The organism is Streptomyces sp. NPDC006393 (genome assembly GCF_040628575.1).
Lineage (GTDB): Bacteria > Actinomycetota > Actinomycetes > Streptomycetales > Streptomycetaceae > Streptomyces.
Map to the genome: position 1 here is coordinate 45,902 of NZ_JBEXZD010000037.1, position 24,424 is coordinate 70,325.

Consider the following 24,424-nt stretch of genomic DNA (forward strand, 5'->3'; position numbering starts at 1 on the left):
TCAGCTCTTGTCGGCGCCGCTGGTGAGGCCCTCGGTGAGTAGGCGTTCGGCGGCGAAGAACAGAACTACCACGGGAATCGTCAGGACCACCGAACCGGCCATGAGCACGGTCTTGGGTACTTCGATGCCGTTGGAGAGCTGTGCCAGGCCCAGGGAGACCGTCCACTTGTCCGGGTCGGCGGCCAGGAACAGCAGGGCGAAGAGGAACTCGTTCCAGGCGATCATGAAGATGTACAACCCGGTCGCCATCAGCGAGGGCAGGGCCAGCGGGAGGATCACCTTGCGCACGGTCTGCAACCGGCTGCAGCCGTCGAGGGCGGCGGCTTCCTCGATGGAGTAGGGGATGGTGACGAGGTAGTTCTTCAGCATGTAGATCGACACCGGCACGGTCTGGGCGACGTAGACGATGGCGAGGCCGACCAGGCTGGAGGACAGTCCCATCTTGGCGAAGATGACGAACAGCGGAACGGCCAGCAGGGTCGCGGGGAAGAGATAGACGGCCAGGAAGAGCGCGCTGACCTGGCGGTGGCCGAAGAACTTCAGACGGCTGACGGCGTAGGCGCCGGGTACGGCGGCCAGCAGGGTCAGGGCGACGGTGCCCAGGGAGACCAGTGCGGAGTTGAGCAGGAACTTCACGAAGCCCTGCCCGCCGTCGTCCGTGGAGCGCAGGACGTCGTGGTAGGTCGACAGCGTGAAGTCCTTGGCCGACACCCACAGGGAGCCGGGGTCGAGGAGGAGCGCGTCGATGGGCTTCACCGACAGCAGCAGCATGTAGTAGAAGGGCAGCAGGGTGATCACCGCGAGGAAGGCGATGACGAGCCGGCGCAGGACGCCGAAGAGTCGCTCCTCGAACTGGGCCCTGCTCAGAGCGGCCTTGCGGGTCACGATTCCTCCTGGACCTTGTTGCCGAAGAACTTGAAGTAGAGGCCCAGCAGGAGCATCAGGGAGGCGGCCAGAACCAGGGCCTGGGCGGCCGCTGCTCCCACGTCGTAGCGGGCGGTGAGGAAGTCGTAGACGCGCACGGCGGCGACGTCGGTGCCGGCGCCGCCTCCCGTCAGCAGGTAGACGTCGTCGAACTTGTTGAAGGTCATGATGAACCGCAGGACGCACAACAGGGCGATGACGGGCATGAGCTGGGGGAGGAGTATGTGGCGGAAGCGCTGGGTGGGGGTGGCCCCGTCGACCTTCGCGGCTTCCTCGAGTGAGTGGGGCACCGCCTGGAGGCGGGCGAGGATGAACAGGAAGGCGAAGGGGAAGTAGCGCCAGCACTCGAAGGCGATCACGGTCAGCAGGGCCAGGGGGACGTCGACGTGCACACCGAGCAGGTGGACCGAGTACTCCCGGGTCGACAGGAAGGCGATCGGGTGGTCCCAGCCGAACAGGCGCCGGCCCCAGTCGTTGACGACGCCGTACTGCGGGCTGAGCGCGACCTCCCAGACGAAGGCCACCGCGACGACGGGGGCCACGTAGGGCAGCAGCATCGCGGCGCGCAGCAGGCCGCGGCCGCGGAAGGGCTTGCGCAGCGCGAGCGCGGCCACGAGGCCGAGAGCGACCGAGCCCAGAGTGCCACCCGCGGTGTACAGCAGGGTCGTGGTCAGGCTCGACCAGAAGCCGGCGGAGTCGAAGACCTGGGCGAAGTTGTCCAGTGACCAGTGGCCGAACAGTCCCATGCCCTGGATGTCGACGAGCCTGGCCTTCTGGAACGCCAGCAGCACGGTCCACAGGATGGGCAGGACGACCACCACCAGGACCACGACGAAGGTGGGGGAGACGAAGGCGAGGCCGGCGCGGTTGGCGCGGCGGCTCGCGGTCATCGGGCGGGTGGTCCGGGAGGCGGGCCCGGCGGTGGACCGGGGGCCGGTCGCCCGGCGCTGTGGCGCGCCGGCGGGAGCTGTAGTCATGAGGGGACCTTTGCGACGTGCAGGCGGGCGGCTATTGCAGGGACTTCTTCAGGGCGGCGACGTCGGCGTCGGCTTCGCGGGCCGCCTCGGAGGGGGAGATCTGGCCGCCGGTCATGGCGCCGATGGCCTTGGGAACGGGCAGTTCGCCGTTGGTGGCGCCGACGAGGGCTCCTTCACCCTGGGTGATGCCCCAGCGCCGCATGTGGCTGACGCCGGCGGCGAGTTGATTGAGCAGGGCGGGCGGGTAGACCTGGTCGAAGGGCTTGCGGGTGTCGACGCCGATGGGGCTGTGACGCCAGGCGTCGAGGTAGCGCTCCGGCTGCGCGGCCGTGCCGTTCCGGACGGGGATCTTGCCCTCGGGCGACATGCCGAACCAGGACTCGTAACCCGTGCCCATCATGTACTCGATGAACTCGCGGGAGGCGGCGGTCTCGGCCGTCTTGGTGGTCACCCATGAGGTGATCTCGCCGAACTGGGCGGGTTCGGAGCTGTCGGGCCCCTTCATCGCCGTCACGATCCCGCTGTTGTCGGACAGATACCGCGGGTCGTTCCTGCACGCGGGGCAGCTGGGCAGGGCGTCCTTGCGCAGGCCGGCGAGTTCGTCCAGCAGGAACGAGGACCAGACGATCATCGAGGACCGGCCGGCGAAGTAGGTGGCGCGGGTGGAGTCCACCGTCTGGGTACCGGGGGCCCCGTAGGTGCGGGCGAGCCGGTCGTAGGTGCGGAACGCGGTCTGGCACTGCGGGGATTCCAGGGCGACGTCGTGGTGGTCGTCGACGAGCTGGCAGTCGTTGGCCAGGGCGAGGCTCTCGAAGCTCTGGGAGGTGAAGACGTCACTGGGGTCGGTGGCCGCGGAGACGCCGTCGTGGCCCTTGGTGGTGAGCGCCTTGGCGGCGGTCACAGCCCGCGCGTAGGTGTCGGGGGCCGCCAGGTGCTTCTCGTCGAACTGGTCCTTGCGGTAGACCAGCAGCTGGAGCCAGGCGTCGGAGGGCACACCGAGGCTGGTGTTCCCGTCCGAGGTCAGCTGGAGCGCGTTCGCGTTGAACGTGTTCCTCCCGAGCTCGGCGACGATCTTCTTCGGGATGTCGGTGTTGAGCAGACCGTTGGTGTACATCTGCCACACCTGGCCCATCGGAGCCGCGCCGATCACGTCGGGCAGCTTGCCGGCGGCCGCGGCGGACATGATGAGCTGCGGCATCTGCCCCTCGTCGACCCCGACGAGGTGGACCTTGATGCCGGTCTTCTTCTCGAACCCGTCGATGATCTTCTGCGTCGCGGCGACCCGGTCCGGGAGGTTCTCCTGGGACCAGACGGTGATCTCGCGGTCCGGTTTCCCGGGCCCGGTGCCGCCGGCACAGCCTGCGAGCAGCCCGAGTCCCAGGGCTGCGGTGATGCCCACCGCGGTCGTCCTCGACCGCCGGCTCTTGGTGTGCATTGCGTGTCCTCGTTCCGACTTACGTCTACTGAGCACGCATCTCAGCATCACTTTTGCTGGTTGACAAGACATAAGTGCGAGATATTGTCGACGCAACCAACATCCGCAACCCCTCCGGAGCCCCCGTGGAACGCGTCGTCCAATTCACCGGCCCCCGCCAGGTGGAGGTCGCCGAGCACGCCAAAGCCGCACTGCCCCAAGGCCACCTCAGAGTCCGCACCCGCTACTCGGGCATCTCGGCCGGCACCGAACTGACCGCGTACCGCGGCACCAACCCCTACCTGACGCGGACCTGGGACCCCGAGGCGCGGCTGTTCCGCGAGGGGGCGGCCGGCATCCAGTACCCGGTCGCGGGCTGGGGATACTCCGAGGTCGGAGAGGTCGTCGAGATCTCCCCGGAGCTCGAGGGCACCGCCGGCCTGCCCCGCCCCGGCGACCTGGTCTGGGGCATCTGGGGACACCGCAGCGAGGGCATCGTCCCGGCCGAGCGGATGATCGGCCACACCCTGCCCACCGGACTGGAGCCCCTGGCCGGAGCCTTCGCACGCGTCGGCGCGATCGCCTACAACGCCGTCCTGGCCGGCGACATCCACCTCGGTGAGGACGTCGCCGTCTTCGGCCAGGGCGTGATCGGCCTGCTCACCACACGGCTCGCGCAGCTCAACGGCGCCCGGGTCACAGCCGTCGACGCCCTCGACGGCCGTCTGGAGACCGCCAAGCGCTACGGCGCCCACCACACCCTCAACGCCCGCACCGAGGCCGTCGCCGAAGCCATCCGCCACGCCACCGACGGTCTCGGCGCCGACCTCGCCATCGAGATCAGCGGCGCCTACCCGGCCCTGCACGAAGCCCTGCGCTCGGTCGCGGCAGGCGGTCGCGTGGTGGCCTCCGGCTTCTATCAGGGCGACGGCATCGGCCTGCGGCTGGGCGACGAGTTCCACCACAACCGCGTCCAGCTCGTCTGCTCCCAGATCGGCGGTGTCCCCCCGCAGCTGTCCCACCGCTGGAGCGTGGAACGCCTTCAGCAGACCTTCCTGCGCCTGGTCGCCGAGGGGCACGTGGACGTGGCCTCCCTGGTCAGCCATGTCGTCCCCGCCGCCGAAGCCGCCGACGCGTACGTGCTGCTGGACGAGCGTCCTGCCGACGCGCTGCAGGTCGTCCTGGAATTCTGAAAGGCAAAGGCCCTCTCATGCTCAAGACCGCCGTACAGGAACAACTCCTGCCCGGAGACACCCTCCAGGCCAAGTGGGAGTTCGCGCAGCAGGCCGGCTACGACGCCATCGAACTGCGCGCCAAGGGCGACTTCCACTTCGCCTCCCGGATCGAAGAACTCCAGCAGGCCCGCAAGGACGGCGTGGTCATGCCGACGGTGTGCGTCGACATGCTGCACTTCTTCGGCGCCTTCGACGCCGACCTGCGCCGCGACGCCATCGCGCAGATGAAGTCGCAGCTGACCGTGATCGCCGAGATCGGTGGGCTCGGCGCCCAGACCCCCGCCTCCTACGGCATGTTCTCCCGCCGGCTTCCCCCCTTCGAGCCGCCGCGCTCCGAAGAGGAGGACCGCGAGATCCTGCTGGCCGGCCTGTCCGAACTCGGGGAGCACGCCCGCAGGGAAGGCGTCACGCTGTTTCTGGAGCCGCTCAACCGGTACGAGGACCACATGGTCAACCGGCTCGAGCAGGCAGCCGACCTGATCCGCGCCACCGGTCTCGACTCGATCAGGATCGGCATCGACAGCTACCACATGAACATCGAGGAGAGCGATCCGGCGGCCGCGATCATCGCGCACGCCGACCTCATCGGCCACGCCCAGGTCTCCGACTCCAACCGCTTCCAGCCCGGCGCCGGACACCTGGACTGGCCGGCCTGGCTGGGCGCCCTGCACACCATCGGCTACGACGGCCACCTCGCCGCCGAGTGCCGCCTGACCGGAGACCCCGTGGAAGCGGTGCGTTCCATCCCCGCCTTCCTGAAGAGGTCCGGCGCGTGAAGTCCCTCCTGGACCGGCCCGCGCCCACCGCCGCCGCAGACCTGACACTGCGGCGCGGTGCGGCGCGGGTCCTCATCGACAACTGGACGGGCACCTCCACGGTGCCCTCCCGCACCCTCTATCCGCACCAGTGGAGCTGGGACTCCGCGTTCATCGCCATCGGACTGCGCCACCTCTCGGTGCGCCGCGCCCAGCAGGAACTGGAGTCCCTGCTGGCCGGGCAGTGGGCCGACGGCCGCATCCCCCACATCGTCTTCAACCCCGCCGTACCGTACGACGCCTACTTCCCGAGCCCCGACTTCTGGCAGTCCGCACACGCGGGCCGGCCCTCCGGCGCGCCCTCCACGCCGCAGACGTCCGGCCTCGTCCAGCCGCCCGTGCACGCACTGGCCGCCTGGCTCGTGCACGAGGCCGATCCCGGCGAGTCCCGCCGCCGCGGCTTCCTGGCCCGAGTCCACCCACGGCTCGCCGCCTGGCACGACTACCTCCTCACCCGCCGCGACCTCGGCGGCGCCGGCCTCGCCGCGGTCGTGCACCCATGGGAGCCGGGCATGGACAACAGCCCCTGCTGGGACCGGGCCCTGGAACGCGTCGAGCCCGCCGCGCCCGAGGCGTTCCACCGCGCCGACCTCGACCACGGCCACCCCGCCGACCGGCCCACCGACCTCGACTACGGCCGCTACGTCCGGCTGGCGGCCGACTACCGCGACGCGGGCTACGACGACCGCGCGACCCGGCACCGCTTCGCGGTCGAGGACCCCTGCTTCAACGCGCTGCTCGCCGTCAGCGAACTGGCCCTCGGGGCAATGGCCCGCGAGCTGGGCCAGACCGGCGCGGCGCACGCGGAGCGCGCACGGAACCTCGGCCTGCGGCTGGTCGACCGGCTGTGGGACGACACCGCGGGCATCTTCCGCGCCCGCGACCTGGCCACCGGAGCCATGGTGGACGAACGCAGCATCAGCGGGCTCGTCCCGCTCATCCTCCCGCACCTGCCCGAGGACATCGTCCGGCGACTGCACGCGGCCCTCGGCAGCCCGCACTTCACGGCGCCCGGCACGCAGCTCGTTCCCAGCTACGACCTCACCGGCCACGCCTTCGACCCCCAGCGCTACTGGCGCGGCCCGGCCTGGTTCAACACCGCCTGGCTGATCCACCGCGGACTGCGCACCCACCACCTCCACACGGACGCCGAACGCCTCCGTGAAGGCTTCCTCACCGAGGCGGGACGATCGCGGTTCGCCGAATACGTCGACCCCGTCAGCGGCACCGCCCGCGGCGCCCGGCAGTTCTCATGGACCGCCGCCCTCACGCTCGACCTGCTGAGCACGCAGCCGAAGGAGCCCACGCCATGACCACCGCCGCCCACCGCGTCCAGCTGGTGCGCGACGCCACCTTCGCCCACCTGGACGCGGCAGGAGGCATCAGCGGCAGCCGCGGGACGACACCCGACGGCCTGTTCCTGCGCGACGCCCGTCACCTCAGCCGCTGGCAGCTCACCGTCGACGACACCGCCCCCGTGGCCCTGGTCCCCGCCGCGGCGGAGTCGGACGACACCGCGTCCTGCGTCCTCACCCCCCGGGGCACACGCGACGATCCGCCCGCCTACACCGTCTTCCGCCGCCAGACCGTCACCGCCGGCACACTGACCGAACACCTGCGGCTGGTCAGCAACCGCCCCCAACCGGTGACCGCACGCATCGACCTCACCGTCGACGCCGACTTCGCCGACCTGTTCGAACTGCGCGCCGACGACCGCACCTACCCCAAACCCGGCGGCCGGCACGAGACGCACACCACGGCCGACGGACTGCGCTTCGACTACCGGCGCGCCGACTGGCACTCCCGGACCGTCCTCACCTGCGACCCGGCCCCCGACGCCGTGCGGACGACGACGGAGCCCACCGCGCGCACCCTCACCTGGGACCTCGGCCTCGACAGCCACGGCGAGGCCGAACTCCAGCTGACCGTCCGCGCCCGCCCGCACGGGCTGCCGGACCGGCCGCCGGCGGCACCGCGTCCGCAGCGGCACCGGACTCCGCCGGCGGGCGACGACCTGGCCCGCGCCTGCGAACGGGGACTGGACGACGTCGACCTGCTGACCATCCCGGTCACCGGCGTCGACGGCGAGGAGGCGCACGTACCCGCGGCGGGCATCCCGTGGTTCCTCACCCTGTTCGGCCGCGACTCCCTGCTGACGTCCTACTTCCTCCTGCCGTACCGCCCGGAGACGGCCGCCGCCACCCTGAGCGCGCTCGCCGCGGTCCAGGGGCAGCGCCACGACGCCTTCAGCGGCGAACAACCCGGTCGCATCGTCCACGAGACCCGCCACGGCGAACTCGCCCACTTCCGGCAGGTGCCCTACGGCCGTTACTACGGAACCGTCGACGCCACACCGCTCTTTCTCGTCCTTCTGCACGCGCACCACGAGACGACCCGCGACAACTCACTGGCCGTACGCCTGGAGAGCCATGCCCGGCGGGCCGTGGACTGGATGCTCACGGACGGGGGCCTGGAGAAACACGGCTACCTCGTCTACACCCCCGACCCGGGTGGCCTGGTCAACCAGAACTGGAAGGACTCGGCCGGAGCGATCTGCTTCGCGGACGGAACCCAGGCACAGGGACCCATCGCGGTGTCGGAGGTCCAGGGCTACGCCTACGACGCCCTGCTGCGCACCGCGGAACTGGCCCAGGAGGTATGGCAGGACGCGCCGTACGCGCTCCGCCTGCGCGAGGCGGCACAGCGGCTGCGCGACCGCTTCGCGGCGGACTTCTGGATGCCGGACGCCGACTTTCCCGCGCTCGCGCTCGACGGCGCCGGCCGTCAGGCCGACGCCCTGGCGTCGGACGCCGGCCACCTGCTGTGGTCCGGCATCCTCGACACGCAACGCGCGCGCCGAGTCGGGCGACGCCTGCTGGAGCCGGACTTCTTCTCCGGCTGGGCGATCCGCACCCTGGCCGCCGGTCAGCGGCCCTACCATCCGCTGTCCTACCATCGCGGCAGCGCCTGGCCGCACGACAACGCGCTCATCGCCCTGGGCCTGGCCCGCTACGGACTCGCCGAACAGGTCGAGCTCGTCACCGAGGGCCTCGTGGCGGCGGCCACCCGGTACGGACACCGCCTGCCCGAGGTCATCGCCGGCTACGACCGGGCCGCCACCACCGGACCGGTTCCCTATCCCCACGCGTCCTCACCCCAGGCATGGGCGGCCGCGACACCGCTGGCACTGCGCACGGCGCTGGAACAGACCGAGCGGAGTGCCTCCGGCGCCCTGCGGGCGTAGGTCTCCCGCTCTTCGCGGGTCGCCCGACCGCGCCATGACCTGCGTGCACGCTGCCGCACCACTGCACCGGCAGCCGACCGGCCGGCCATGCGCGGGGCGGCGGCCTCACCGGCCGTCCAGGAAGGCCTCGGTGATCGCCAGGGCTCCCGCCATGATGCTCAACTGGGGGTTCACCTGGGGGCAGCTGGGCAGTGCGGAGGCATCGGCGACCAGTACACCCCGTACGCCGCGCAGCCGGCCCAGCGGGTCACAGGGACAACGCTGGGGGTCCTGGCCCGCGGCGACCGTGCCGGTGGGATGGTAGGCGGACAGATGCAGCCGCCGCACGCTCGTGCCCGCCAGCACGGCGTCCAGTTCCGGGAGGCCGCGTACGCGGGGTGTGCCCGGGATGCCGGTGAGCACTTCCTCGGCGCCGGCGGCGAACAGCAGCTCGCCCATGGCACGCAGGGCCCGCACGAGGCGTCCCGCGTCGCGGGGGTCCACGTCGTAGCGGACCAGTGTGCGGTCGCGGCCGAGGACGCGACCGGAGGGACGGTCGGCGATCATCGCGCCGAGTGTGGCGAGCCGGTCGGCGTCCTCCAGTTCACGGCGGAGCTCGGTTCCCAGTCCGGGGAGGACGAAGGAGCCCATCCCGGGCGGGGTCGCGGTGGCCTCGATGAGGATTCCCTCCTCATGGTGTTCCTCCACGCCCACGCTCTGCAGCACGCCTTCCCACGCGGTGACCGGCTCGGCGAAGCGTCCGGCGACACTCGTGGCCGGATGGACGCTGAGGTTGCGGCCGAGGCGGGGATGCCGACCGAGGCCGGAACGACGCAGGAGTGGCGGGGACTGCAACGCGCCGGCGGCGACCACCACCAGGGGTGCGAGGATCTCGCAGGCGCCGTCCTGCCCGCGGACCCGTACGCCCGCGGCCCGCGCGCCTTGCGGCCGGTCCTCGTCGACGAGGATGCGCTCCACGCGGGCTCCGGTGACGATGCGTGCCCCGGCGGCGCAGGCCTGGGGCAGCACGGAGAGCTGCACGCTCTGTTTGGCGCCGGTCGGACAGCCGGTCACGCACTGGCAGGAGCCCCGGCAGCCCGGCGCGTTGCGGCGCAGCGGTGCCGCCCGCCAGCCGAGCGCGTGGGCTCCGGCGAGGGCGAGACGGCCGTTCGCACCGAGGACGTCCATGGGCTGCGTGGCGACCTTCAGACTGCGTTCGACCTCGTCCAGATGGTGCTCGAAGCCGTCGGCGAGCGCGAACCCGAGGTTCCTGCTCCAGTGGGTGAGCACGTGGCCCGGAGTGCGGTAGCAGGTACCGGAGTTGACGACCGTGGTACCGCCGACGGCGCGGCCCACCGGCAGCAGCAGCGGTGGTCTGCCGACGGCGACGGTCGCACCGCCGTCCCGGTACAGCTCGGTGAACCGGTCGAGGGGCGGGCGTGTGCCGAACGACTCGGTGCAGTGGTGCTCGCCTTCTTCGAGCACGACGACACGGAGCCCGGCGCGGGCCAGCGTCCGCGCCGCCATCGCTCCGCCCGCGCCCGAACCGACGACCACGGCGTCGGCGGTGGAGCGAGCGGGCCAGGCACGTACGGGCGTCAGATCGAGCGGCGGATCACGGCGTACCGGACCGCGTGGTGCGGGAGCGTCCTCGAGCAGTCGCTCGGTACCGGCCGCCAGGAGCACGGGCACCTTGAGCACGTCCAGGAGCGGCAGGAGCCCGGGTCGTGCGGCGAGATCCTCCAGCACGGACTCCCGCTCGGCCGGGGTGAGAGCGCCCAGAGCGCGTCCGGTGCGCGCCGCGGCGTAGACGTCCACGCCGCGCGCCGCCGCTCGCAGGCCGGCCCGGGCGGCGAGCGGCATCGAGGCGAGGAGCGTGTTCAGCCGGGTGGGGACGCGCCGGGGCCAGTCGGTGGTGCCGTCGTCCGCGAGAAGAGCGGCCACGAGACCGGAAAGGCTCATCGCGTGCCCACCTCCGCGTGCGCGGTGCCGTCGAGCTCCCACTCGGCCTCGGTGCGCCAGCCGCCGAACCACCATCGCTCCAGCCGGACGTGCGCGTCGGCGCGCTCGCTGTTGCGGCACGTGGCGTGCCCGCCGTCAGGGTCGGTGTAGTCCAGGGCGAGGACGCGGTCGGCGGGCTGGGTGACGTCGACACGGATCCGGCGCAGGGCCGTGCGGCCGGTGACCGTCCATGTCGGCAGGCCGATGTCCGTGCGGAAACGGCACAGGCCCGCCCAGCCGACGGCAGAGCGCTCGGGACGGCGGGGCCAGGTGCGGCCGTGCCGGCGCAGCCGGAGGAAGGCCAGCGGGGGAAGCCTGCGCAGGCCCGGCCGCGTGGACACGGCCGAGACGATCTCCAGGACGTCACCGCCACCGAGATCCGCGTGCAGCCAGGCCCAGCGGCGTGCGTTCCCGTGACCGTAGATCCGGGCGGAGGCGCCGGGGGCCGACGTGAGCGTCAGCGTCGTGCCGTCATGGGTGAACGAGCCGTCGTAGCAGGACCGCGCGGCGGGGAGCATCTGTGCGGCCGGCAGCAGGAGCCGACGCCACGACCAGCGGGGGAAGGTGAACAGCGGCTCGTCGGCAGGCCGTTCAGCGATGTCCCAGCGCAAGGCGCCGTCCCCGGCCGATCCGGACAGTCGGCCCGGCCGGACGGCGATGCCGTCCGCGCTGAAGCCGGACTCCTGCGCAGTCCATGAGGCGGGGCCGAAGCGGGCGTGGCGCACGGGGCCGTCCTTGGGGAACACCGCCGCCCAGCCATGGGCGTACGGCGGGGAGCCGTCCGCCGGAGAGGTCAGTTCGTGGTGCAGCCACAGTCCGGTGCCGGTGTCCGGGTCGGTGACGGTGGTGTACCAGACCTCGGTACGACCCGGTTCCCCGCGCCAGCGGGGCGCGAGGAAGGCGCCAGGGTTCTCCCGCCGCGGGAATCGGAAGCTGGTGAGGAAGGGGAGGAGCTGCGTACCGAGCGGGAAGCGGAGGGTACCGGAGCCGACGCGTTCGCCGTCCTCGTACAGGGTGTACGGCAGCACCGTCATGGAGGTCACGGGCCTGCGCGGGCTGACGGACTTCCAGCCGTCCAGGGCGAGTCGGCGGCCGTCCGCGGTGAACCTGATGCGGTAGCGGATACGACGGCGTGCCAGCGGTGAGATCTCCAACCGGCCCTCGGCGTGAGGGTCGTCGCTCCAGCCTGTCACGCGAACACGGCCGGTGGCGCGGGCCTCGGTGGTGCCGAACGGTCGCAGGAGACGGTCCGCCGAGACCGTCAGGTCGAGTCGGACGCGGCGGGTGCGGTCCTCGTCGTCCAGACGCAGGCTGCCGAGCATGCTCTCGCGGAAGACCGTGCCGCGAGCGGGATGGCCACCGCGCGTGGCCGGGCCCGAGATGGGGTCCGCGCTCATGCCAGGTCCTCCAGCATGATCCGTTCGGTGGTCGTCAGATACCGCTCGGCCGCCCGCCGAGCGCCCGCCACGTCGCCGGCCGCCACGGCAGCTATCACCGGTTCCAGGCGGTCACGGGCCACCTGAGCGTCGGTGAACGGTCCCCTGAGCGCGGCACGTACCGGCAGATAGGCGCTGAAGAGGGTATTGGTCAGCAGGACGTAGACGCGGTTGCCGGTGGCGCGGGCGAGCGCTCGGTGGACCTCGAGGTCCGCGAGCTGCACGGCGTCGGGGTCCGCCGCATCCCCCACGGCGGCCAGCAGTTCGCGCAGCTCGCCTCGCTGCCGGTCGGTCGCCCGGGCAGCGGCACGCTCGGCGATCAGTGCGCCGATGGAGCGCCGCACTTCGAAGATCTCACCGATCCAGTCGGCGCTGTGCCGTACGAGCATGGGCAGCAGGTCTGCGCCGCCCAGCCGCAGGTAGTCCCGCACCCGGGTACCGACACCGTGCCGGGTCTCCAGGAGTCCGGCCTGCGTCAGGCGCCCGAACGCGTGCTTCAAGGTGGTGCGGGTGACGCCGTAGCCGTCGGCGAGCGTGCGTTCCGGCGGCAGATAAGCGCCCGCGGGGTGCCGCCCGGCGAGGATGTCCTCACGCAGGCGGCTCTCCAGGACATCGACGATGGTTTCGCGGGGCAGTGCCTCCACGTCGTCCTCCCAGTGGCTCAGTGGCTCAGCCACTCAACCAATGCATGCCTGGGAAGTCAACGGGTTCGGCACGGCTGCCCTGGGGAACGGCGCTGCGCCGCCTCCCGGGCCTGGACCTCGCCGTGCCACCGGCCGAGCTGAGCCGGTGGCACGGCGCTCTGTGCGGCCCGGTGCGGCTTCCCGTCATCCGCGGCTCCGACGACGGCTTCCCGTCATCCTCGGCCCCGGCGACCGAGCGGGCTGAAGCCCGCCGGATCCACGCGCGTCCCGTAGCGGGCCTGGTTCAGCCGCCGGGAACGGCACTCTGCTGACCCTGACCACCTGGCCGAGATCGATGCCGCCCTCCACCTTGCCGGGACCCTGCGGACCGGTGTCAGGCGGGGCCGCCCGCGCCCCCCGGCTTGATGCGTCCGCGCCATGCCCCGGACGCCGCGCCGCGCTCCTCGATGTAGCTCTTGAAGCGCTTCATGTCGCCCTTGACACGCCGGTCGATGGTGCCGAGCATGTCCGCGGCCTTCTCGGCGGCTCCGCTGGGTTCGACGTCCATCACGAGTTCCACCCGGGTGTGGGTGTCGTCCACGCGCTGGAAGCGGACCGTGCCCTTCTGGCCCAGGTCACCGCTGGTCGTGCGCCACGTGATGCGCTCGTCGGGAAGTTGGTCGACGATCTCGGTGTCGAACTCCCGCCTGACGCCGCCGATCTTGGTGGTCCAGTGGTTGTGGCGGTCGTCCACTTGGGTGATCTCCTCCACGCCCTCCATGAAGTTCGGGAAATCCTCGAACTGCGTCCACTGGTTGTAGGCGGTGTGGACCGGGACGTCTACTTCCACCGTTTCCTTGACCGTGCTCATCAGTGTGCCTCCGTTGCGTCACTCGACTGCTGCGCCCGGGTACCCGTGGAGCGTCCGGCTAAGACGAACCCGTTCGGGCAGGCCCAGGTCGGCGATCGCGACGCCCGTGCCGGCCAGGTAGCGATGATCCGCACGACGCAGGGCCCGGCACCGCGAGCGCGGTGCCGGGCCGGCGGACTGCGACGCGGCGGGTTCTCAGCCCTGGCGGGCCTTGAACCGCGGGTTCTTCTTGTTGATCACGAAGGTCACACCCCGCCGGCGCACCACTTGGGCGCCCGGCCTCGTCTTCAACGAGTGCAGTGACTTGCGTACCTTCATCGCGGTCTCCTCTCAGGAGGTCGAAGGGGGTCCGCCCGCAGCGCTACCTGGGGCCTTTGTCGCGGTGCGACGCAGGCGCAGGTCAGCGTTCTTCGCGGAAGACGACGTGCGCGCCGACCACCGGGTCGTACTTGCGCAGGACCAGCCGGTCGGGATCGTTCGCGCGGTTCTTGCGGGTCACGTAGGTGACTCCGGTACCGGCTGTCGACTTCAGCTTGACGACGGGCCGCGCGGTGTTACGTGCCATGATGTGCTCCTTTCGCCGCCATGCGAGTCACCTGACTCGAACATGTCAGCCGCACGCTTCAACAAGGTGGGTCGACGCCGCATTCCCGGCGAGGGTCGGCTGACGGTGGAGACGCACGACGGCATGAGCCGCTGTTCAGGGCACGGCGGGGCCACTGAGGTAACGGCCCTTGCCGTCGTAGGGCCATGCGTTGGCGACGCATCCCTTGAGACCCTTGATCTGCTGCATCATGACCGGCGCAGGGTGTCCCCGCCCCGGGCATGTCTCGTGCCCATGGCCGAGGCGGTGGCCGACCTCGTGATTGATGATCAGGGCGTGGTAGCCGTGCAGGGGGCCGTCGAACTCGGGTGAGCCGAGGACCCACCGTTTCAGATTGACCACTACGTCCTTGCCGACGTCACAGTTGACTTCGCCGCCGGTGTCGAGGCCCGCGGCGCCACAGATGGCGTCCACCGTGGCCGGGGTCGCGATCTTCACGGTGAAGTCGTACGGTCCGGAGCTGGTCAGCTGAAAGGAGTCGACGCCGTCCGCCGTCCAGCCGCGGGGATCGGCCAGGATTCCGGAGATCTCGCGCGCTGCCTGCTGAGCGGGCAGGGCGATCCCGTCCTCCACTTCGACCCTGTACCGGCGCACGGTCCCCCCTGTGCCGACCTGTCTGCCCGTCGCCTGTGCGGTGGTGAAGACTCCTGGACCCTTTGCCGGGATGCGGATCGGGGAGGACTCGGCTGGTGACGTGGGACGGGTGGCCGTGGCTGAGACGCTCGGACTCGCATGCGAAGTGGTGGCCCCTGGCGCCGGAAGGCCAGGGGACGCGGTGGGATGGTCGATGTGGGACGGCGCCGACGCCGGGCGGGATGAAGCGGCGAGCGGGTCCCGATGGGCGGAGACAGCGAGTGCGGCGGCCGCGGCCAGCACGACGCACGTGACCGTGGTGACCGTGCCGGGCCGGCTGCGGCGTGGTGCCGCCCGCCTGCGCCCGCCGCGACGGCCGGCCGGTCGCGCCTTGCGCGAGTGAGCCACGGTAGGTCCTGCCTTTCCAGGGTGGTTGCTCTGATCGGAGCGACGACAGACGCCGAGGGGTTTGCGCGTCACCGCAGTGCTCGCGTCACCGCAGTGCTGGGCGGGGCACCGACCGTGCCGCCCGGCGCCGACGGCAACAGCGCTCCGGTCGGCCACCGGCGAGCGTCAAGGTGACCGGCGACGGGGTGAATCGTTTCTGCCCCAGTGTCGCGATGGTCCGACCGGCCGACGACGCACTGGCCTTGCGAGGCCGCGCAGACGGCCAGGGCGTCGGTGTCCGCACATCCCAAGGGTGCGGAAGGATCACTCTTCGACCGGACGGTCAGCCGCGCGCTGCCCGTGCATGGCCGGTGACCGTGATGCCCTGGGCAAATCGAACGATCTGCTCGTCGGTCAGGCCCAGCTTGGTGGGGACCTGTACGAGGACCTTGTCGCCCGCGGCATCGGGGAAGATCAGCCACTTGGCGTCCCTTCCACCACTGAATCCGAGCTGTCCGACCTTGCCGTTGATGGTCACCTTGGTGACAGGCGAGTCGTCGGGCAGCACGGAATCGCCCTGAAGGAAGACGGCGATGCCGTCCATGAAGTCGGTACCGGAGTGGTGACTGCCGGTTCCGGGTGGGACGGCCACGAAGCCGTATTCGTTCGACGAACTCACGCTCCAGCCCGCCGGAACGGTGTCGACCTTGAAACCAGCCGGCTGGGCGCCCTTGTAGGCGGCGAGCTCCAGCGCGATCGAGGTTCCGGAGTGACCGGACGAGGCAGACGGCTGTGCCACCCGCTTGGTCGCCACACTCGAGCTGGACTCGCCGACCGGGCCGACCACCGCCACCGCGACGGCTGTCGCCGCACCCAGGGCGGCGACTCCGGCGCCCACGATCCGCCGGCGCCGGCGGATCAATGCGCGCTGTCCGCGGGCAAGGTCGGCCGCGACCGCGTCCTCACTGGCGGGGAGCTGCGCACCGGTGCCTCGCAGAGCACCCAACGCGTCGATCATGTCTTGCATCTCAAAGCCCTCCATTCAACGCTTTTCAGACAAGCTCGTGAGCGTGTTCGGGGAATACCGCACGCAGTCGCTCCAGGCCACGGGCGCTCTGGCTCTTGACGGTGCCCTCGGTGCATCTCAGCGCCTTGGCGGTCTCCGAGACACTGAGCCCCTCGACGTAGCGCAGCACGACCGCTGCACGCATACGCGCAGGCAGCGTGGCCAGCAGGGCCACGAGCGTCGCGTGGTCGGCGTAATGGGGCTCGATGGTGGCGACATCGGGCACCTGCGCTTGCGCCTGCTCACGGCGGCGGAACACATGGCGCCTGTCGTCGATCACCGCGTTCACCACACACCGGCGCACATATGCATCCAGCGTGTCCAGGCGCACCTTCGGCCACGCGAGGTACAGACGAGTGAGCGCCATCTGCACCACGTCCTCCGCCCTGGCGTGATCACCTGACAGCAGCAGCGCGGCCACGCGCACGAGCTCCGCACGGCGCGCGCTGACGAACTCGGTGAACTGTATGTCTCGTTCGGAAGCAGATGTCACAGAAAAGCACCCTCCAGTGTCGGACCTCGCCACGTGGACACCCCTTATACGAGGGCGGTGAGCTCGCAGGTTGCACGCCGATCAAAAATCGGCCCCGGGCGCGGGTGGCGCCCGGGGCCGCCGTCTACCACGTCACCCCAGGCACCTGCACCTTCCGGGTCGGCTGACCTCCGCGGTACCGAACGCCCCTGACGGCGTCGAGGTCAGTTGCCGACGGGGTACCGACTGGTGATCGCGACGCGGTTGAAGGCGTTCATCACGGTGGCCAGCCAGGCGACTGCCGAGATCTGGTCCGCGGTGAGTACGGCCGCGGCGGTGTCGTAGTCCTCGTCGCTGACGTGTCCGTCCGCCACGCGTGTGATCGCCTCGGTCAGACGGAGGGCGGCGCGATCGGTCTCGGAGAAGTAGCCGGTCTCCGCCCATGCGGGCAGCACGGCGATCCGGTCGGGGTTCTCGCCCTTCTTCAGGGCGTCGCGGGTGTGCATGCGCAGGCAGAACGAGCAGCCGTTGATCTGTGAGGTGCGGATCCTCAGCAGTTCGACCAGGAGCGGGTCGAGGCCGGCCGCGGCGGCGGCCGCTTCAACTTCCGACGACAGGGTGATGAGGGCCGTGTAGGCGGCAGGATGCTGCTTGCCGATGTTGATGCGCTGGGGGGCGTTCATGGTTCCTTGATTCCGTTCGTGCGCTGCGCCGCGCCCGTCGGGGCGCGTCTCGGTGGCGGATGGCGTGTGTCCTCGCGGGGCAGGGTTCGTGCGGCGTGTCGCCGCCCCCGCCGCGTTCCCCGGGCTATGACTTCGGGTCGTCGACCTTGAGCTTGTCTCCGGTGTTGGAGATGAAGACGACCAGCAACTTGGCCGGCTTCGTCTTGCTGGTGTTCTCGGTGAGGACGTGATGGGCGCCCGGCTGCTCGACCCAGTTCTCGCCCTGGTGGTAGGTGGTCACGGGCTTGTCGTCGAGCTTGCTGCGCACGGTGCCCTCCAGGACGTAGGCGTAGACGAACGCCTGTCCGTGCCGGTGCGGCCGCGCGCTCGCGTTGGGCGGGAAGTCCACGACCGCCGAGGTGAACGTCTTGCCCTTCACGTTCGGCAGGGCCTGCTGCAGCAGCGGTTTGAGGGTTTCGGAGGGGCGCGTCGACGCCGCGGCCGTCGCCGCCACCTCGGCGGGGGCGGACTGGTCCGACGTCGAGCAGGCCGTGGCCGCGGTCAGTGTGGCGACGGCCAGCAAGCCACCCGCGATTCGCATTCCGATCACGATCGGTCTCCCTTCAGGCTTCCGTAACGCGGATGATCGTCTTGCCCGGGGTGCGTTCCCCGGGGCCGAACGCGGCGGGTGCCTCGGCGAGCGACCGCACAGCACCGACGACCGGCTTCAGCCGGCCGTCCCTCACCCGTGCGGCGAGATCGGTGAGCCGGGCGCGGTCGGGTTCGACGACGAAGAACACCGCCCGCCCGTTCTTGGGCTGGACCTTGGGCGGCATGACGATGGTGACGAGCGTGCCGCCGGCCCGGACCAGGGCGGCCGAGCGGTCGAGGATGTCGCCGCCGATCACGTCGAACACGACATCGGCCTCCCCGGCGTCCTCCAGCTTCTCGGTCTCCAGGTCGATGAAGGCGTCGACGCCGAGTGCGAGTGCCCTGTCCCGGCCGGAGGCCCGGCCGGTGCCGATGACGCGGGCGCCGGCCTCGCGGGCGAGCTGGACCGCGATCGAGCCGACGCCGCCCGCGGCACCATGGATCACAACGGTCTGGCCTGTGGTCAGGCGCCCGTGCTCGAACAGGCCTTGCCAGGCGGTCAGCCCGGAGATCGGCAGCGCGGCGGCCACGGAGTGGTCGATGTCCGCGGGCAGCGGGGCGAGGTTGCGGGCCTCCACCGCGGTGTACTCGGCGAGTGTGCCGTTGCGGGCCCAGTCGGCCAGGCCGTACACCCGCTGTCCGACGCTCAGGCCGGTGGTGCCGTGCCCCAGCTCCACGACGACACCGGACAGCTCGTGTCCGGGCACGGTCGGCGTGCGGTCGCGGCCGGCGCGATCGGTCCACGTGGCGGGCCAGTCCAGCTCGCCGGGCGTGAAGCCGGCGGCGTGCACCCGCACGACGACGTCGTTCTCGGCCGCATGGGGGTAGGGCATGTCCGTCAGGGACATCCCGGCAAGACCGGCCTCACGGTCTCGCACAGTGATGGCTTGCATACAGTTCCTTACTGAGAGGGGCGACCCGAGCGCCCTGCGCTCGCGGCTCGGGCGCAGGGCACAGTGACTGCAGCTGGATGTATGCCGCTCCGCATGATCGATCTCACCTGGCCCGCGTGTTCCTTCGTCGCCCGTTCGGCGTTCTCATCAGGCAGACGAGGTAGCCCCCTGCAGGTGTGACAGCTCAGACGCGCACGAGTTTGTCGGGATTGATGACCCTGCGGTACGCGGAGATCAGACCATCCGTGATCTGGACCGTGTCGACCGAGTAGACCCGGCCTTCCCGGTGGAACACGAGGGCGAGCTCGCCACCGACCTCGGCGAAGTCGATGCGGTCCGGGTGCCACTGGCGCCCCGTACGGACCATGACCATGGCGACGCGCTCGCCGCCGTGAATGAGCTTGCGTGCCGCGGAGACCTTGCCGCCGCCGTCGGTGACGTATACCGCCTCCGGGTGCAGGAGCCTGACCAGGCCGGCCAGGTCCCCGGCCTCGTACGCGGCGCGGAAGACCGTGAGGACGCGTTCGCGCTCCGCTTTCGACGACTGCGGCGAGGACTGCTTCGCTTTGCTGACCCGCCGTCGTGCCCGCGAGGCGAGCTGCCGGGCACTTGGCGCGGAGACGTTCAGCACTTCGGCGATCCGGCCGAACTCGAGACCGAAGACATCGTGCAGGACGAAGGCCACCCGCTCCGGCGGGCTCAGCTCTTCCATGATCAGGAGCATCGCCGAACTGATGGACTCGTCGACGAGCACCGGCTGCGACGCGTCCGGCCCGGTCAGCAGCGGCTCCGGCAACCACGGCCCGACATAGGTCTCCCGGCGGGAACGGGCACTCTTGAGGATGTCGTACGACCGTCGCGCGGCCACCGTCACCAGCCAGGCCCGCAGATCACCGACCTCCTGCAGATCTGCTCCGGCGGCCCGCAGCCACACGTCCTGGGTCACGTCCTCGGCATCGGCGACACTCCCCAGCAGCCGGTAGGCCGCACCGAAGACCGCGGGCCGGTGCCTCTCCCATTCGACTCCGAGCCGGTCCTCCTGCTCACACTGTCCGCGCCCACGCCCGTGTCCGTGTCCGTCACCCATACAGATCACAACCCAGACTTCTTCGCCTCCGTTCCCGCCCTCGTCGCGGGGTGGTCCGTCACGGGTCTCGAGCCCCCCGCCACGGAGGGCGACGTTTCACGCATACGGCGTCCTGATCAGCTCGGCCAGGGAGCGCCGATGATGCGCTCGACCGTGGTGGTGCGGGAGAAGCCGGGAAGGAAGTGCTCCAGCACATCCGAGTTCACGGTTCCGTTCGTGGTCTCCGGGCGGTACTTGAGTCCGTCGACGAAGGCCTGCAAGAACTCGTTCTTGAAGTCGCCCCGTGGATGGACGGCGGTGATCTCGTCCACCTGGCCGCGATCCAACTCGTCCAGACCCAGGCCGAGCACGTCGGTCAGGACCCCGAGATTCGTGATGGCGATCTCCGCGCCCATCCGCTCGGGAATTCCCGGTGTCGTGTGCAGCGCGATCGCGGTCCACACCACGTCGGCGGCAGTGGCCGGGAAACCGCGGTCGAGCATGAACTTATGCGCGTGGTCGGCTCCATCGACCTCGAAGCGCTGCTCCACCTCGGAGAACGGCGTCAAGAGGCCGGTGTCGTGAAACATGGCGGACAGGTAGAGAAGCTCCGGGTCGGGCTCCAGGCCGAGCCTGCGAGCATGAATGACGCCGAAGACGAAAACGCGACGGGAGTGGTGGTAGATGAGGGGGCTGGTCATCTTCCGCACCAGGCGGGTGGCTTCGGCGACCGCCGGCGTTTCAGGAATCTCCACCCCCGCGATGATCTCGCTCATGACCTCTGCGCCTTCCGATATCGGTGTGCTACGAATGGACGGTGCGTCCGTCTTCCACCCTGCCGACCAGCCGGCGTCCGGCGCCGCCTCGGTCCGGCCATGAGTCACCCGAATCGGGACAGGCGGCCGGCGGGGGTATGGCCTCCGCCACGCGGCGGGTCGCGATCCTCGTCCACGACGGGGTCAACCTGCTGGACGTCGCCGGCCCCGCAGAGGTGTTCGCGGAAGCCAACCGGCTCGGCGCCCGCTACAAGATCCTTCTGGTGTCGCCGAGCGGTGCCGATGTGACTTCGTCCGTCGGGTTCCGGATCTCGGTCGACACCGCCGCCACGGAGCCTGCTCCCGGCACGTTCCTGGTGGCCGGCGCGGACCGGTACCCGCGCACACCTGTGCCCCGTGATCTGATCGAGGCGGCGCGAACGCTGGCGGGCCGGGCCGACCGGGTCGCGTCCATCTGCACCGGAGCCTTCATCCTCGGCGCCGCCGGCCTCCTGGAGGGCAAGCGTGCGACCACGCACTGGAAGGTCGCGCACGAGCTCGCCGCCCGCTGCCCGGCGAGCCGCGTCGAACCCGACGCGATCTACGTCCGTGACGGCACCACCTACACCTCGGCGGGCGTGACCGCCGGCATCGACCTGGCACTGGCACTCGTCGAGGAGGATCACGGCCCTGACCTGACTCGCGATGTCGCCCGTGCCTTGGTGGTCCATATGCAGCGCTCGGGCGGCCAGTCACAGTTCTCCGCCCCACTGCAAGGACCGCCGCCCCGATCTCCGTCCCTCCGCAGAATCACCGATTTGATCACGGCGAATCCCGGGGGAAACCACTCGCTCGGCGAACTCGCCAAGCAGGTCAATGTGAGCACTCGGCATCTCACGCGACTCTTTCACGACGAGTTGTCCACCACGCCGGCCCGGTACGTGGAGATGATCCGGTTCGACATGGCAAAAGCCCTGCTCGACCAAGGGCATACCGCAACACAGACGGCGTCCCTTGCCGGATTCCCGAATTACGAGAGCATGCGACGAGTATTCGCGAGAAAACTGTCGATCAGTCCCGCCGCGTATCAGCGCCGCTTCAGCACGGCGCGCCGCGCGAACGAGGGCCAGCAGTAAGCCGAGGCTTCTCGCCGTGCCGACACCCTGCGTGACAGGCGGTTGCGCTGCCGGGTGCAGGGCTGCGCGGTCGACGCCTCGGGGCCGCCCGGTCCGAGACCGGACGACCCCTCGGCAGTGTCGGCGTCACCACCCTTGCGGGACTGCCCGTCAGGCCATGGGCAGGGAGGCGCGCCGTGGGAAGTCGCTGAGCAGGTCCACCTCCACCGGTTCGTCGGTCCGGTCGTCGATCAGGGTGACCCGGACCGCCGGATTGCCAGTGGTGTCCCTCGTCTCGCGCGGGTCCACCGCGAAGATCACGGTGACCGGGCGCGCCGCGCCGCCCGGGTCGTGGACGCCCGCGAACTGCAGGAAGCGCCAGCCGTCGGCCTCCCAGTGGTCGATCAGCCCGGAGCGGACGACGGGTGCGGCGGCCACCCACGCCAGCGAACGCTCCAGCAGTTCGACGGAGGCGGCCACGGGCACTTCGTCGTCCTGGCCGCGGACGAGCGGGTGCCCGAAGATTTTCAGCCGTGTCCTGCGCAGCGGAACCAGCCACAGGTCGTCGAGGTCGCTGGAGACCGCGACCAGGACGGCCGTGGTGACGGCAAGGAACGCGACCGACGCCACCGGGTCGCGGACGGCCTGGGTCCACCAGGCCGTCCGGGCCCCGGCGGCCGCGGCGCCGCCCACCACGACCAGGCCCGCGCGGACGAAGGCCCGCCAGGTGATCGGGCCGTTGTTCCGGGCGGTGCATCCGCAGGACGACTCCGGGGCGGTCACCCGGGCGTACCCGAGGTAGCCGAGGAAGCCGGCGCCCAGGACGGTCGCCGCCACCCCGGGGACCACGGTCGTCGGCGCGACCAACAGGCCTGCGGCCACCGCCAGTTCCCCGGCGCCGGTGGCCCGAAGGACCAGTGTGGCGCGGCGGCCGTCGTTCAGGACGCGGACCAGCACGGTGCCTGCCGCCTGCCCCGCGACCTGCCGGCCGAACGCCTTGCTCGCCCCGGTGCCGGCGAGCAGGACACCGAGCAGCAGCGTCGCGAGGTTCGTGGTGAGCGATGCCATCACTTTCCCCCCTGCCTCAGTGCCCGACGCTGATGCGGGCGATGTCCACGCTGTCGTCCGCGGGCCGCCAGGCGCCGAGCACCTGGGCGTGGTGCCCGATCCGCAGCTGCGAGAGGTCGGACGTGAGGGCGCCGCCGCGGAAGGACGCGGTCGTCCTCTTCTCCACGATGTTGCCGACCAGGGCGTGGCTGTCGTGGCTCAGGTGCAGCCGGGAGCGCTCGATGCCGCGGACGGTGACATAGAGATTGACGATGTTCACCCAGACGGCGTCGGCGGCCACGCTGCCGTCCGGCATTTCGACACCCCGTGCGTACAGTCCGTCGCCGACCTCGATGGCCTCGGCGGTGACCGTTTCCAGCTTCCAGACGCTGGTGGCGTTGGTGAGCTGGATGAGCCTGTGCGTCCCCTCGGCCTCGACCACGTCGAGGACGCTGCCCTTGATCCGGCTGACGCGGCCGTCCACGAACGACGACTGGGACACCGCCGGGTCCAGGGAGGGCATCGGGGCGGCGAAGGCGGAGTCCGCGTCCAGGCCGCCGAGTGCGGAGGCGCCCACGATGGTGGCACCGCCGAGCGCCGCGCTGGTCAGGAGACGGCGACGGTTGACGCCGTTGCGTCCGGTCATGGCGGTTCCTCCTCACTCGTAGATGTAGACGGGAAGCAGACCGGAGCTGAGGCTGCCGATGGCCGAGTAGGCCGCAGGGGTCAGGTCGACGACCCGGTGGGTCCGGCACACTCCGTTGCAGCAGGTCTTCTCGCTGCACCACAGCTGGGTGTTGGGTCCGCAGTCGGCGAGCGTGACGCAGACGGCGGCGCCGGAACACTGGTGCTTGATCTTCATGACCGAGCCGCAGCCGCGTCTGGGCATGTTCTCGCCGCAGGCTGCCGGGTTGGTGACGTTCCAGCAGGCCGAGGACAGGTTGGGCCAGGCGGCCATGTTTTTGCTGGACTGGCAGGTGCCACAGGCGCCGGTTCCGGCGCTGCCGCAGGGGCCCCAGGAGCCGCCGCAGCAGAACCAGGACGCTTCGCCTGCCCACAGAGAGGTTGATCCGCAAGCCATTGCTGTGTCCCTTCGTCGGACGGGGAGTTCAGTGCACCGTCAGAGGACCGGAGACACACCCGGCCCGATATGACCAGTGCATGACAACTGGACGAGGAAATCACCGTGCGGGATCGTGCGTTGGCGCCTGCCATGATGCTCGCTTCTACGCGCGTTGGCCAGGGGTGTGTTCGGGTGGACGCGGCATATGGGGCGGATGCGGGATCAAACCCGGCACGCCGAAGGCCGGTGCCGGCAGCGGGTGTTGCTGCGGGCATCGGCCTTGGGGTGCTGTGCTGGGGTGCTTTGGCTCAGTAGGCGGAGTTGACGTTGTCGATGGAGCCGTAGCGGTGGGCGGCGTAGTTGGCCGCGGCGGTGATGTTGGCGACGGGGTCGGTGATGTTCCCGGAGGTGCCGGAGACGTGGTAGGCCTGGAAGGTGGGGTCGATGACCTGGAGCAGGCCCTTGGAGGGGATGCCGTTCTGGGCGTTGACGTCCCAGTTGTTCTGGGCGTTGGGGTTGCCGCTGGACTCGCGCATGATGTTGCGCTTGAG

The 24,424-nt window shown here is 70.6% G+C and carries 26 protein-coding genes; 5 read left to right on the forward strand and 21 right to left on the reverse strand.

Translation table 11 applies throughout. The features are described from left to right. The 3 genes from ABZ484_RS17790 to ABZ484_RS17800 are packed head-to-tail and all read right to left on the reverse strand — an operon-like array spanning position 1 to position 3,336. A complete protein-coding gene (locus ABZ484_RS17790) occupies positions 1-885 on the reverse strand; it encodes a carbohydrate ABC transporter permease (protein WP_358866812.1) in 885 nt (294 codons plus the stop codon). Then, positions 882-1,901, reverse strand: a complete 1,020-nt coding sequence (locus tag ABZ484_RS17795; RefSeq protein WP_358866813.1) for a sugar ABC transporter permease — start codon at positions 1,899-1,901, stop codon at positions 882-884. Before ABZ484_RS17795 ends, ABZ484_RS17790 begins: the two co-directional genes overlap by 4 nt. Before the next feature lie 31 nt (positions 1,902-1,932). Further along, positions 1,933-3,336 (reverse strand): extracellular solute-binding protein, encoded by a 1,404-nt coding sequence (locus ABZ484_RS17800; RefSeq protein WP_358866814.1) that lies wholly within the window; start codon positions 3,334-3,336, stop codon positions 1,933-1,935. A 125-nt stretch (positions 3,337-3,461) separates the two neighbouring features. On the opposite strand from ABZ484_RS17800, the gene ABZ484_RS17805 reads away from it, so the two are divergent. The 4 genes from ABZ484_RS17805 to ABZ484_RS17820 are packed head-to-tail and all read left to right on the forward strand — an operon-like array spanning position 3,462 to position 8,609. Continuing rightward, positions 3,462-4,508: a zinc-binding alcohol dehydrogenase gene (locus ABZ484_RS17805; RefSeq protein ID WP_358866815.1), complete on the forward strand. Its 1,047-nt coding sequence runs from the start codon at positions 3,462-3,464 to the stop codon at positions 4,506-4,508. A gap of 17 nt (positions 4,509-4,525) precedes the next feature. Then, positions 4,526-5,326: a sugar phosphate isomerase/epimerase family protein gene (locus tag ABZ484_RS17810; protein ID WP_358866816.1), complete on the forward strand. Its 801-nt coding sequence runs from the start codon at positions 4,526-4,528 to the stop codon at positions 5,324-5,326. Further along, positions 5,323-6,678, forward strand: a complete 1,356-nt coding sequence (locus ABZ484_RS17815; protein WP_358866817.1) for a trehalase family glycosidase — start codon at positions 5,323-5,325, stop codon at positions 6,676-6,678. The genes ABZ484_RS17810 and ABZ484_RS17815 overlap by 4 nt, the downstream gene beginning before the upstream one ends. Then, positions 6,675-8,609: a glycogen debranching N-terminal domain-containing protein gene (locus ABZ484_RS17820; RefSeq protein WP_358866818.1), complete on the forward strand. Its 1,935-nt coding sequence runs from the start codon at positions 6,675-6,677 to the stop codon at positions 8,607-8,609. Before ABZ484_RS17815 ends, ABZ484_RS17820 begins: the two co-directional genes overlap by 4 nt. A gap of 105 nt (positions 8,610-8,714) precedes the next feature. Here the strand turns inward: ABZ484_RS17820 and ABZ484_RS17825 are convergent, their stop codons facing one another. From ABZ484_RS17825 to ABZ484_RS17890, 14 genes are all read right to left on the reverse strand, one after another. Further along, on the reverse strand, positions 8,715-10,550 hold the full coding sequence (locus ABZ484_RS17825) for a GMC family oxidoreductase (protein ID WP_358866819.1): 1,836 nt from the start codon (positions 10,548-10,550) through the stop codon (positions 8,715-8,717). Beyond that, positions 10,547-11,986: a hypothetical protein gene (locus tag ABZ484_RS17830; protein WP_358866820.1), complete on the reverse strand. Its 1,440-nt coding sequence runs from the start codon at positions 11,984-11,986 to the stop codon at positions 10,547-10,549. The genes ABZ484_RS17825 and ABZ484_RS17830 overlap by 4 nt, the downstream gene beginning before the upstream one ends. Then, positions 11,983-12,702: an FCD domain-containing protein gene (locus ABZ484_RS17835; RefSeq protein ID WP_358866821.1), complete on the reverse strand. Its 720-nt coding sequence runs from the start codon at positions 12,700-12,702 to the stop codon at positions 11,983-11,985. The genes ABZ484_RS17830 and ABZ484_RS17835 overlap by 4 nt, the downstream gene beginning before the upstream one ends. Positions 12,703-13,042: 340 nt before the next feature. Beyond that, positions 13,043-13,519: an SRPBCC family protein gene (locus tag ABZ484_RS17840; RefSeq protein ID WP_358866822.1), complete on the reverse strand. Its 477-nt coding sequence runs from the start codon at positions 13,517-13,519 to the stop codon at positions 13,043-13,045. Between the two features lie 195 nt (positions 13,520-13,714). Next, the gene (ykgO, locus tag ABZ484_RS17845) at positions 13,715-13,837 is read right to left on the reverse strand and encodes a type B 50S ribosomal protein L36 (RefSeq protein ID WP_358866823.1); all 123 of its coding nucleotides are present in this window, start codon (positions 13,835-13,837) and stop codon (positions 13,715-13,717) included. Positions 13,838-13,919: 82 nt separating this feature from the next. Continuing rightward, entirely contained in the window at positions 13,920-14,084 is a 165-nt protein-coding gene (gene rpmG, locus ABZ484_RS17850; protein WP_358866824.1) for a 50S ribosomal protein L33, read from the reverse strand. Positions 14,085-14,219: 135 nt separating this feature from the next. Further along, positions 14,220-14,912, reverse strand: a complete 693-nt coding sequence (locus tag ABZ484_RS17855) for a DUF3152 domain-containing protein (RefSeq protein WP_358866841.1) — start codon at positions 14,910-14,912, stop codon at positions 14,220-14,222. Positions 14,913-15,426: 514 nt separating this feature from the next. Further along, a complete protein-coding gene (locus ABZ484_RS17860; RefSeq protein WP_358866825.1) occupies positions 15,427-16,110 on the reverse strand; it encodes a hypothetical protein in 684 nt (227 codons plus the stop codon). 25 nt (positions 16,111-16,135) lie between these two features. Further along, complete coding sequence (locus ABZ484_RS17865; RefSeq protein ID WP_358866826.1) at positions 16,136-16,642, reverse strand: sigma-70 family RNA polymerase sigma factor; 507 nt, start codon at positions 16,640-16,642, stop codon at positions 16,136-16,138. A 203-nt stretch (positions 16,643-16,845) separates the two neighbouring features. After that, complete coding sequence (locus tag ABZ484_RS17870) at positions 16,846-17,304, reverse strand: carboxymuconolactone decarboxylase family protein (protein ID WP_358866827.1); 459 nt, start codon at positions 17,302-17,304, stop codon at positions 16,846-16,848. 124 nt (positions 17,305-17,428) lie between these two features. Beyond that, entirely contained in the window at positions 17,429-17,884 is a 456-nt protein-coding gene (locus ABZ484_RS17875) for a cupin domain-containing protein (RefSeq protein WP_358866842.1), read from the reverse strand. Positions 17,885-17,906: 22 nt separating this feature from the next. Continuing rightward, positions 17,907-18,827, reverse strand: coding sequence for an NADP-dependent oxidoreductase (locus ABZ484_RS17880; protein WP_358866828.1), 921 nt, complete (start codon positions 18,825-18,827; stop codon positions 17,907-17,909). A gap of 184 nt (positions 18,828-19,011) precedes the next feature. After that, positions 19,012-19,914, reverse strand: coding sequence for an RNA polymerase sigma factor SigJ (sigJ, locus tag ABZ484_RS17885; protein WP_358866829.1), 903 nt, complete (start codon positions 19,912-19,914; stop codon positions 19,012-19,014). A gap of 116 nt (positions 19,915-20,030) precedes the next feature. Next, a complete protein-coding gene (locus tag ABZ484_RS17890; RefSeq protein WP_358866830.1) occupies positions 20,031-20,669 on the reverse strand; it encodes an HD domain-containing protein in 639 nt (212 codons plus the stop codon). 137 nt (positions 20,670-20,806) lie between these two features. Between ABZ484_RS17890 and ABZ484_RS17895 the strand changes: the two genes are divergently transcribed. Next, the gene (locus tag ABZ484_RS17895) at positions 20,807-21,784 is read left to right on the forward strand and encodes a DJ-1/PfpI family protein (protein WP_358866831.1); all 978 of its coding nucleotides are present in this window, start codon (positions 20,807-20,809) and stop codon (positions 21,782-21,784) included. A gap of 150 nt (positions 21,785-21,934) precedes the next feature. On the opposite strand, the gene ABZ484_RS17900 is transcribed toward ABZ484_RS17895, so the two are convergent. The 4 genes from ABZ484_RS17900 to ABZ484_RS17915 form a co-directional block, all read right to left on the reverse strand. Then, a complete protein-coding gene (locus ABZ484_RS17900; protein ID WP_358866832.1) occupies positions 21,935-22,831 on the reverse strand; it encodes a MauE/DoxX family redox-associated membrane protein in 897 nt (298 codons plus the stop codon). Between the two features lie 16 nt (positions 22,832-22,847). Beyond that, positions 22,848-23,456 (reverse strand): cell wall protein, encoded by a 609-nt coding sequence (locus ABZ484_RS17905; RefSeq protein ID WP_358866833.1) that lies wholly within the window; start codon positions 23,454-23,456, stop codon positions 22,848-22,850. A 12-nt stretch (positions 23,457-23,468) separates the two neighbouring features. Beyond that, entirely contained in the window at positions 23,469-23,768 is a 300-nt protein-coding gene (locus ABZ484_RS17910) for an RlpA-like double-psi beta-barrel domain-containing protein (RefSeq protein ID WP_358866834.1), read from the reverse strand. A 413-nt stretch (positions 23,769-24,181) separates the two neighbouring features. Continuing rightward, the coding region (locus tag ABZ484_RS17915) for a transglycosylase SLT domain-containing protein (protein ID WP_358866835.1) at positions 24,182-24,424 on the reverse strand (243 nt) is incomplete at its 5' end.

What these genes read in the sequence shown, in the direction of transcription:
- ABZ484_RS17795 (WP_358866813.1), bottom strand. Translation starts at nt 1,901, where the DNA reads ATGACTACAGCTCCCGCCGGCGCGCCACAGCGCCGGGCGACCGGCCCC.
- ABZ484_RS17800 (WP_358866814.1), bottom strand. Translation starts at nt 3,336, where the DNA reads ATGCACACCAAGAGCCGGCGGTCGAGGACGACCGCGGTGGGCATCACC.
- ABZ484_RS17810 (WP_358866816.1), top strand. Translation starts at nt 4,526, where the DNA reads ATGCTCAAGACCGCCGTACAGGAACAACTCCTGCCCGGAGACACCCTC.
- ABZ484_RS17820 (WP_358866818.1), top strand. Translation starts at nt 6,675, where the DNA reads ATGACCACCGCCGCCCACCGCGTCCAGCTGGTGCGCGACGCCACCTTC.
- ABZ484_RS17825 (WP_358866819.1), bottom strand. Translation starts at nt 10,550, where the DNA reads ATGAGCCTTTCCGGTCTCGTGGCCGCTCTTCTCGCGGACGACGGCACC.
- ABZ484_RS17830 (WP_358866820.1), bottom strand. Translation starts at nt 11,986, where the DNA reads ATGAGCGCGGACCCCATCTCGGGCCCGGCCACGCGCGGTGGCCATCCC.
- ABZ484_RS17840 (WP_358866822.1), bottom strand. Translation starts at nt 13,519, where the DNA reads ATGAGCACGGTCAAGGAAACGGTGGAAGTAGACGTCCCGGTCCACACC.
- ykgO (WP_358866823.1), bottom strand. Translation starts at nt 13,837, where the DNA reads ATGAAGGTACGCAAGTCACTGCACTCGTTGAAGACGAGGCCGGGCGCC.
- rpmG (WP_358866824.1), bottom strand. Translation starts at nt 14,084, where the DNA reads ATGGCACGTAACACCGCGCGGCCCGTCGTCAAGCTGAAGTCGACAGCC.
- ABZ484_RS17860 (WP_358866825.1), bottom strand. Translation starts at nt 16,110, where the DNA reads ATGCAAGACATGATCGACGCGTTGGGTGCTCTGCGAGGCACCGGTGCG.
- ABZ484_RS17870 (WP_358866827.1), bottom strand. Translation starts at nt 17,304, where the DNA reads ATGAACGCCCCCCAGCGCATCAACATCGGCAAGCAGCATCCTGCCGCC.
- ABZ484_RS17875 (WP_358866842.1), bottom strand. Translation starts at nt 17,884, where the DNA reads ATGCGAATCGCGGGTGGCTTGCTGGCCGTCGCCACACTGACCGCGGCC.
- ABZ484_RS17880 (WP_358866828.1), bottom strand. Translation starts at nt 18,827, where the DNA reads ATGCAAGCCATCACTGTGCGAGACCGTGAGGCCGGTCTTGCCGGGATG.
- sigJ (WP_358866829.1), bottom strand. Translation starts at nt 19,914, where the DNA reads ATGGGTGACGGACACGGACACGGGCGTGGGCGCGGACAGTGTGAGCAG.
- ABZ484_RS17890 (WP_358866830.1), bottom strand. Translation starts at nt 20,669, where the DNA reads ATGAGCGAGATCATCGCGGGGGTGGAGATTCCTGAAACGCCGGCGGTC.
- ABZ484_RS17895 (WP_358866831.1), top strand. Translation starts at nt 20,807, where the DNA reads ATGGCCTCCGCCACGCGGCGGGTCGCGATCCTCGTCCACGACGGGGTC.
- ABZ484_RS17900 (WP_358866832.1), bottom strand. Translation starts at nt 22,831, where the DNA reads ATGGCATCGCTCACCACGAACCTCGCGACGCTGCTGCTCGGTGTCCTG.
- ABZ484_RS17905 (WP_358866833.1), bottom strand. Translation starts at nt 23,456, where the DNA reads ATGACCGGACGCAACGGCGTCAACCGTCGCCGTCTCCTGACCAGCGCG.
- ABZ484_RS17910 (WP_358866834.1), bottom strand. Translation starts at nt 23,768, where the DNA reads ATGGCCGCCTGGCCCAACCTGTCCTCGGCCTGCTGGAACGTCACCAAC.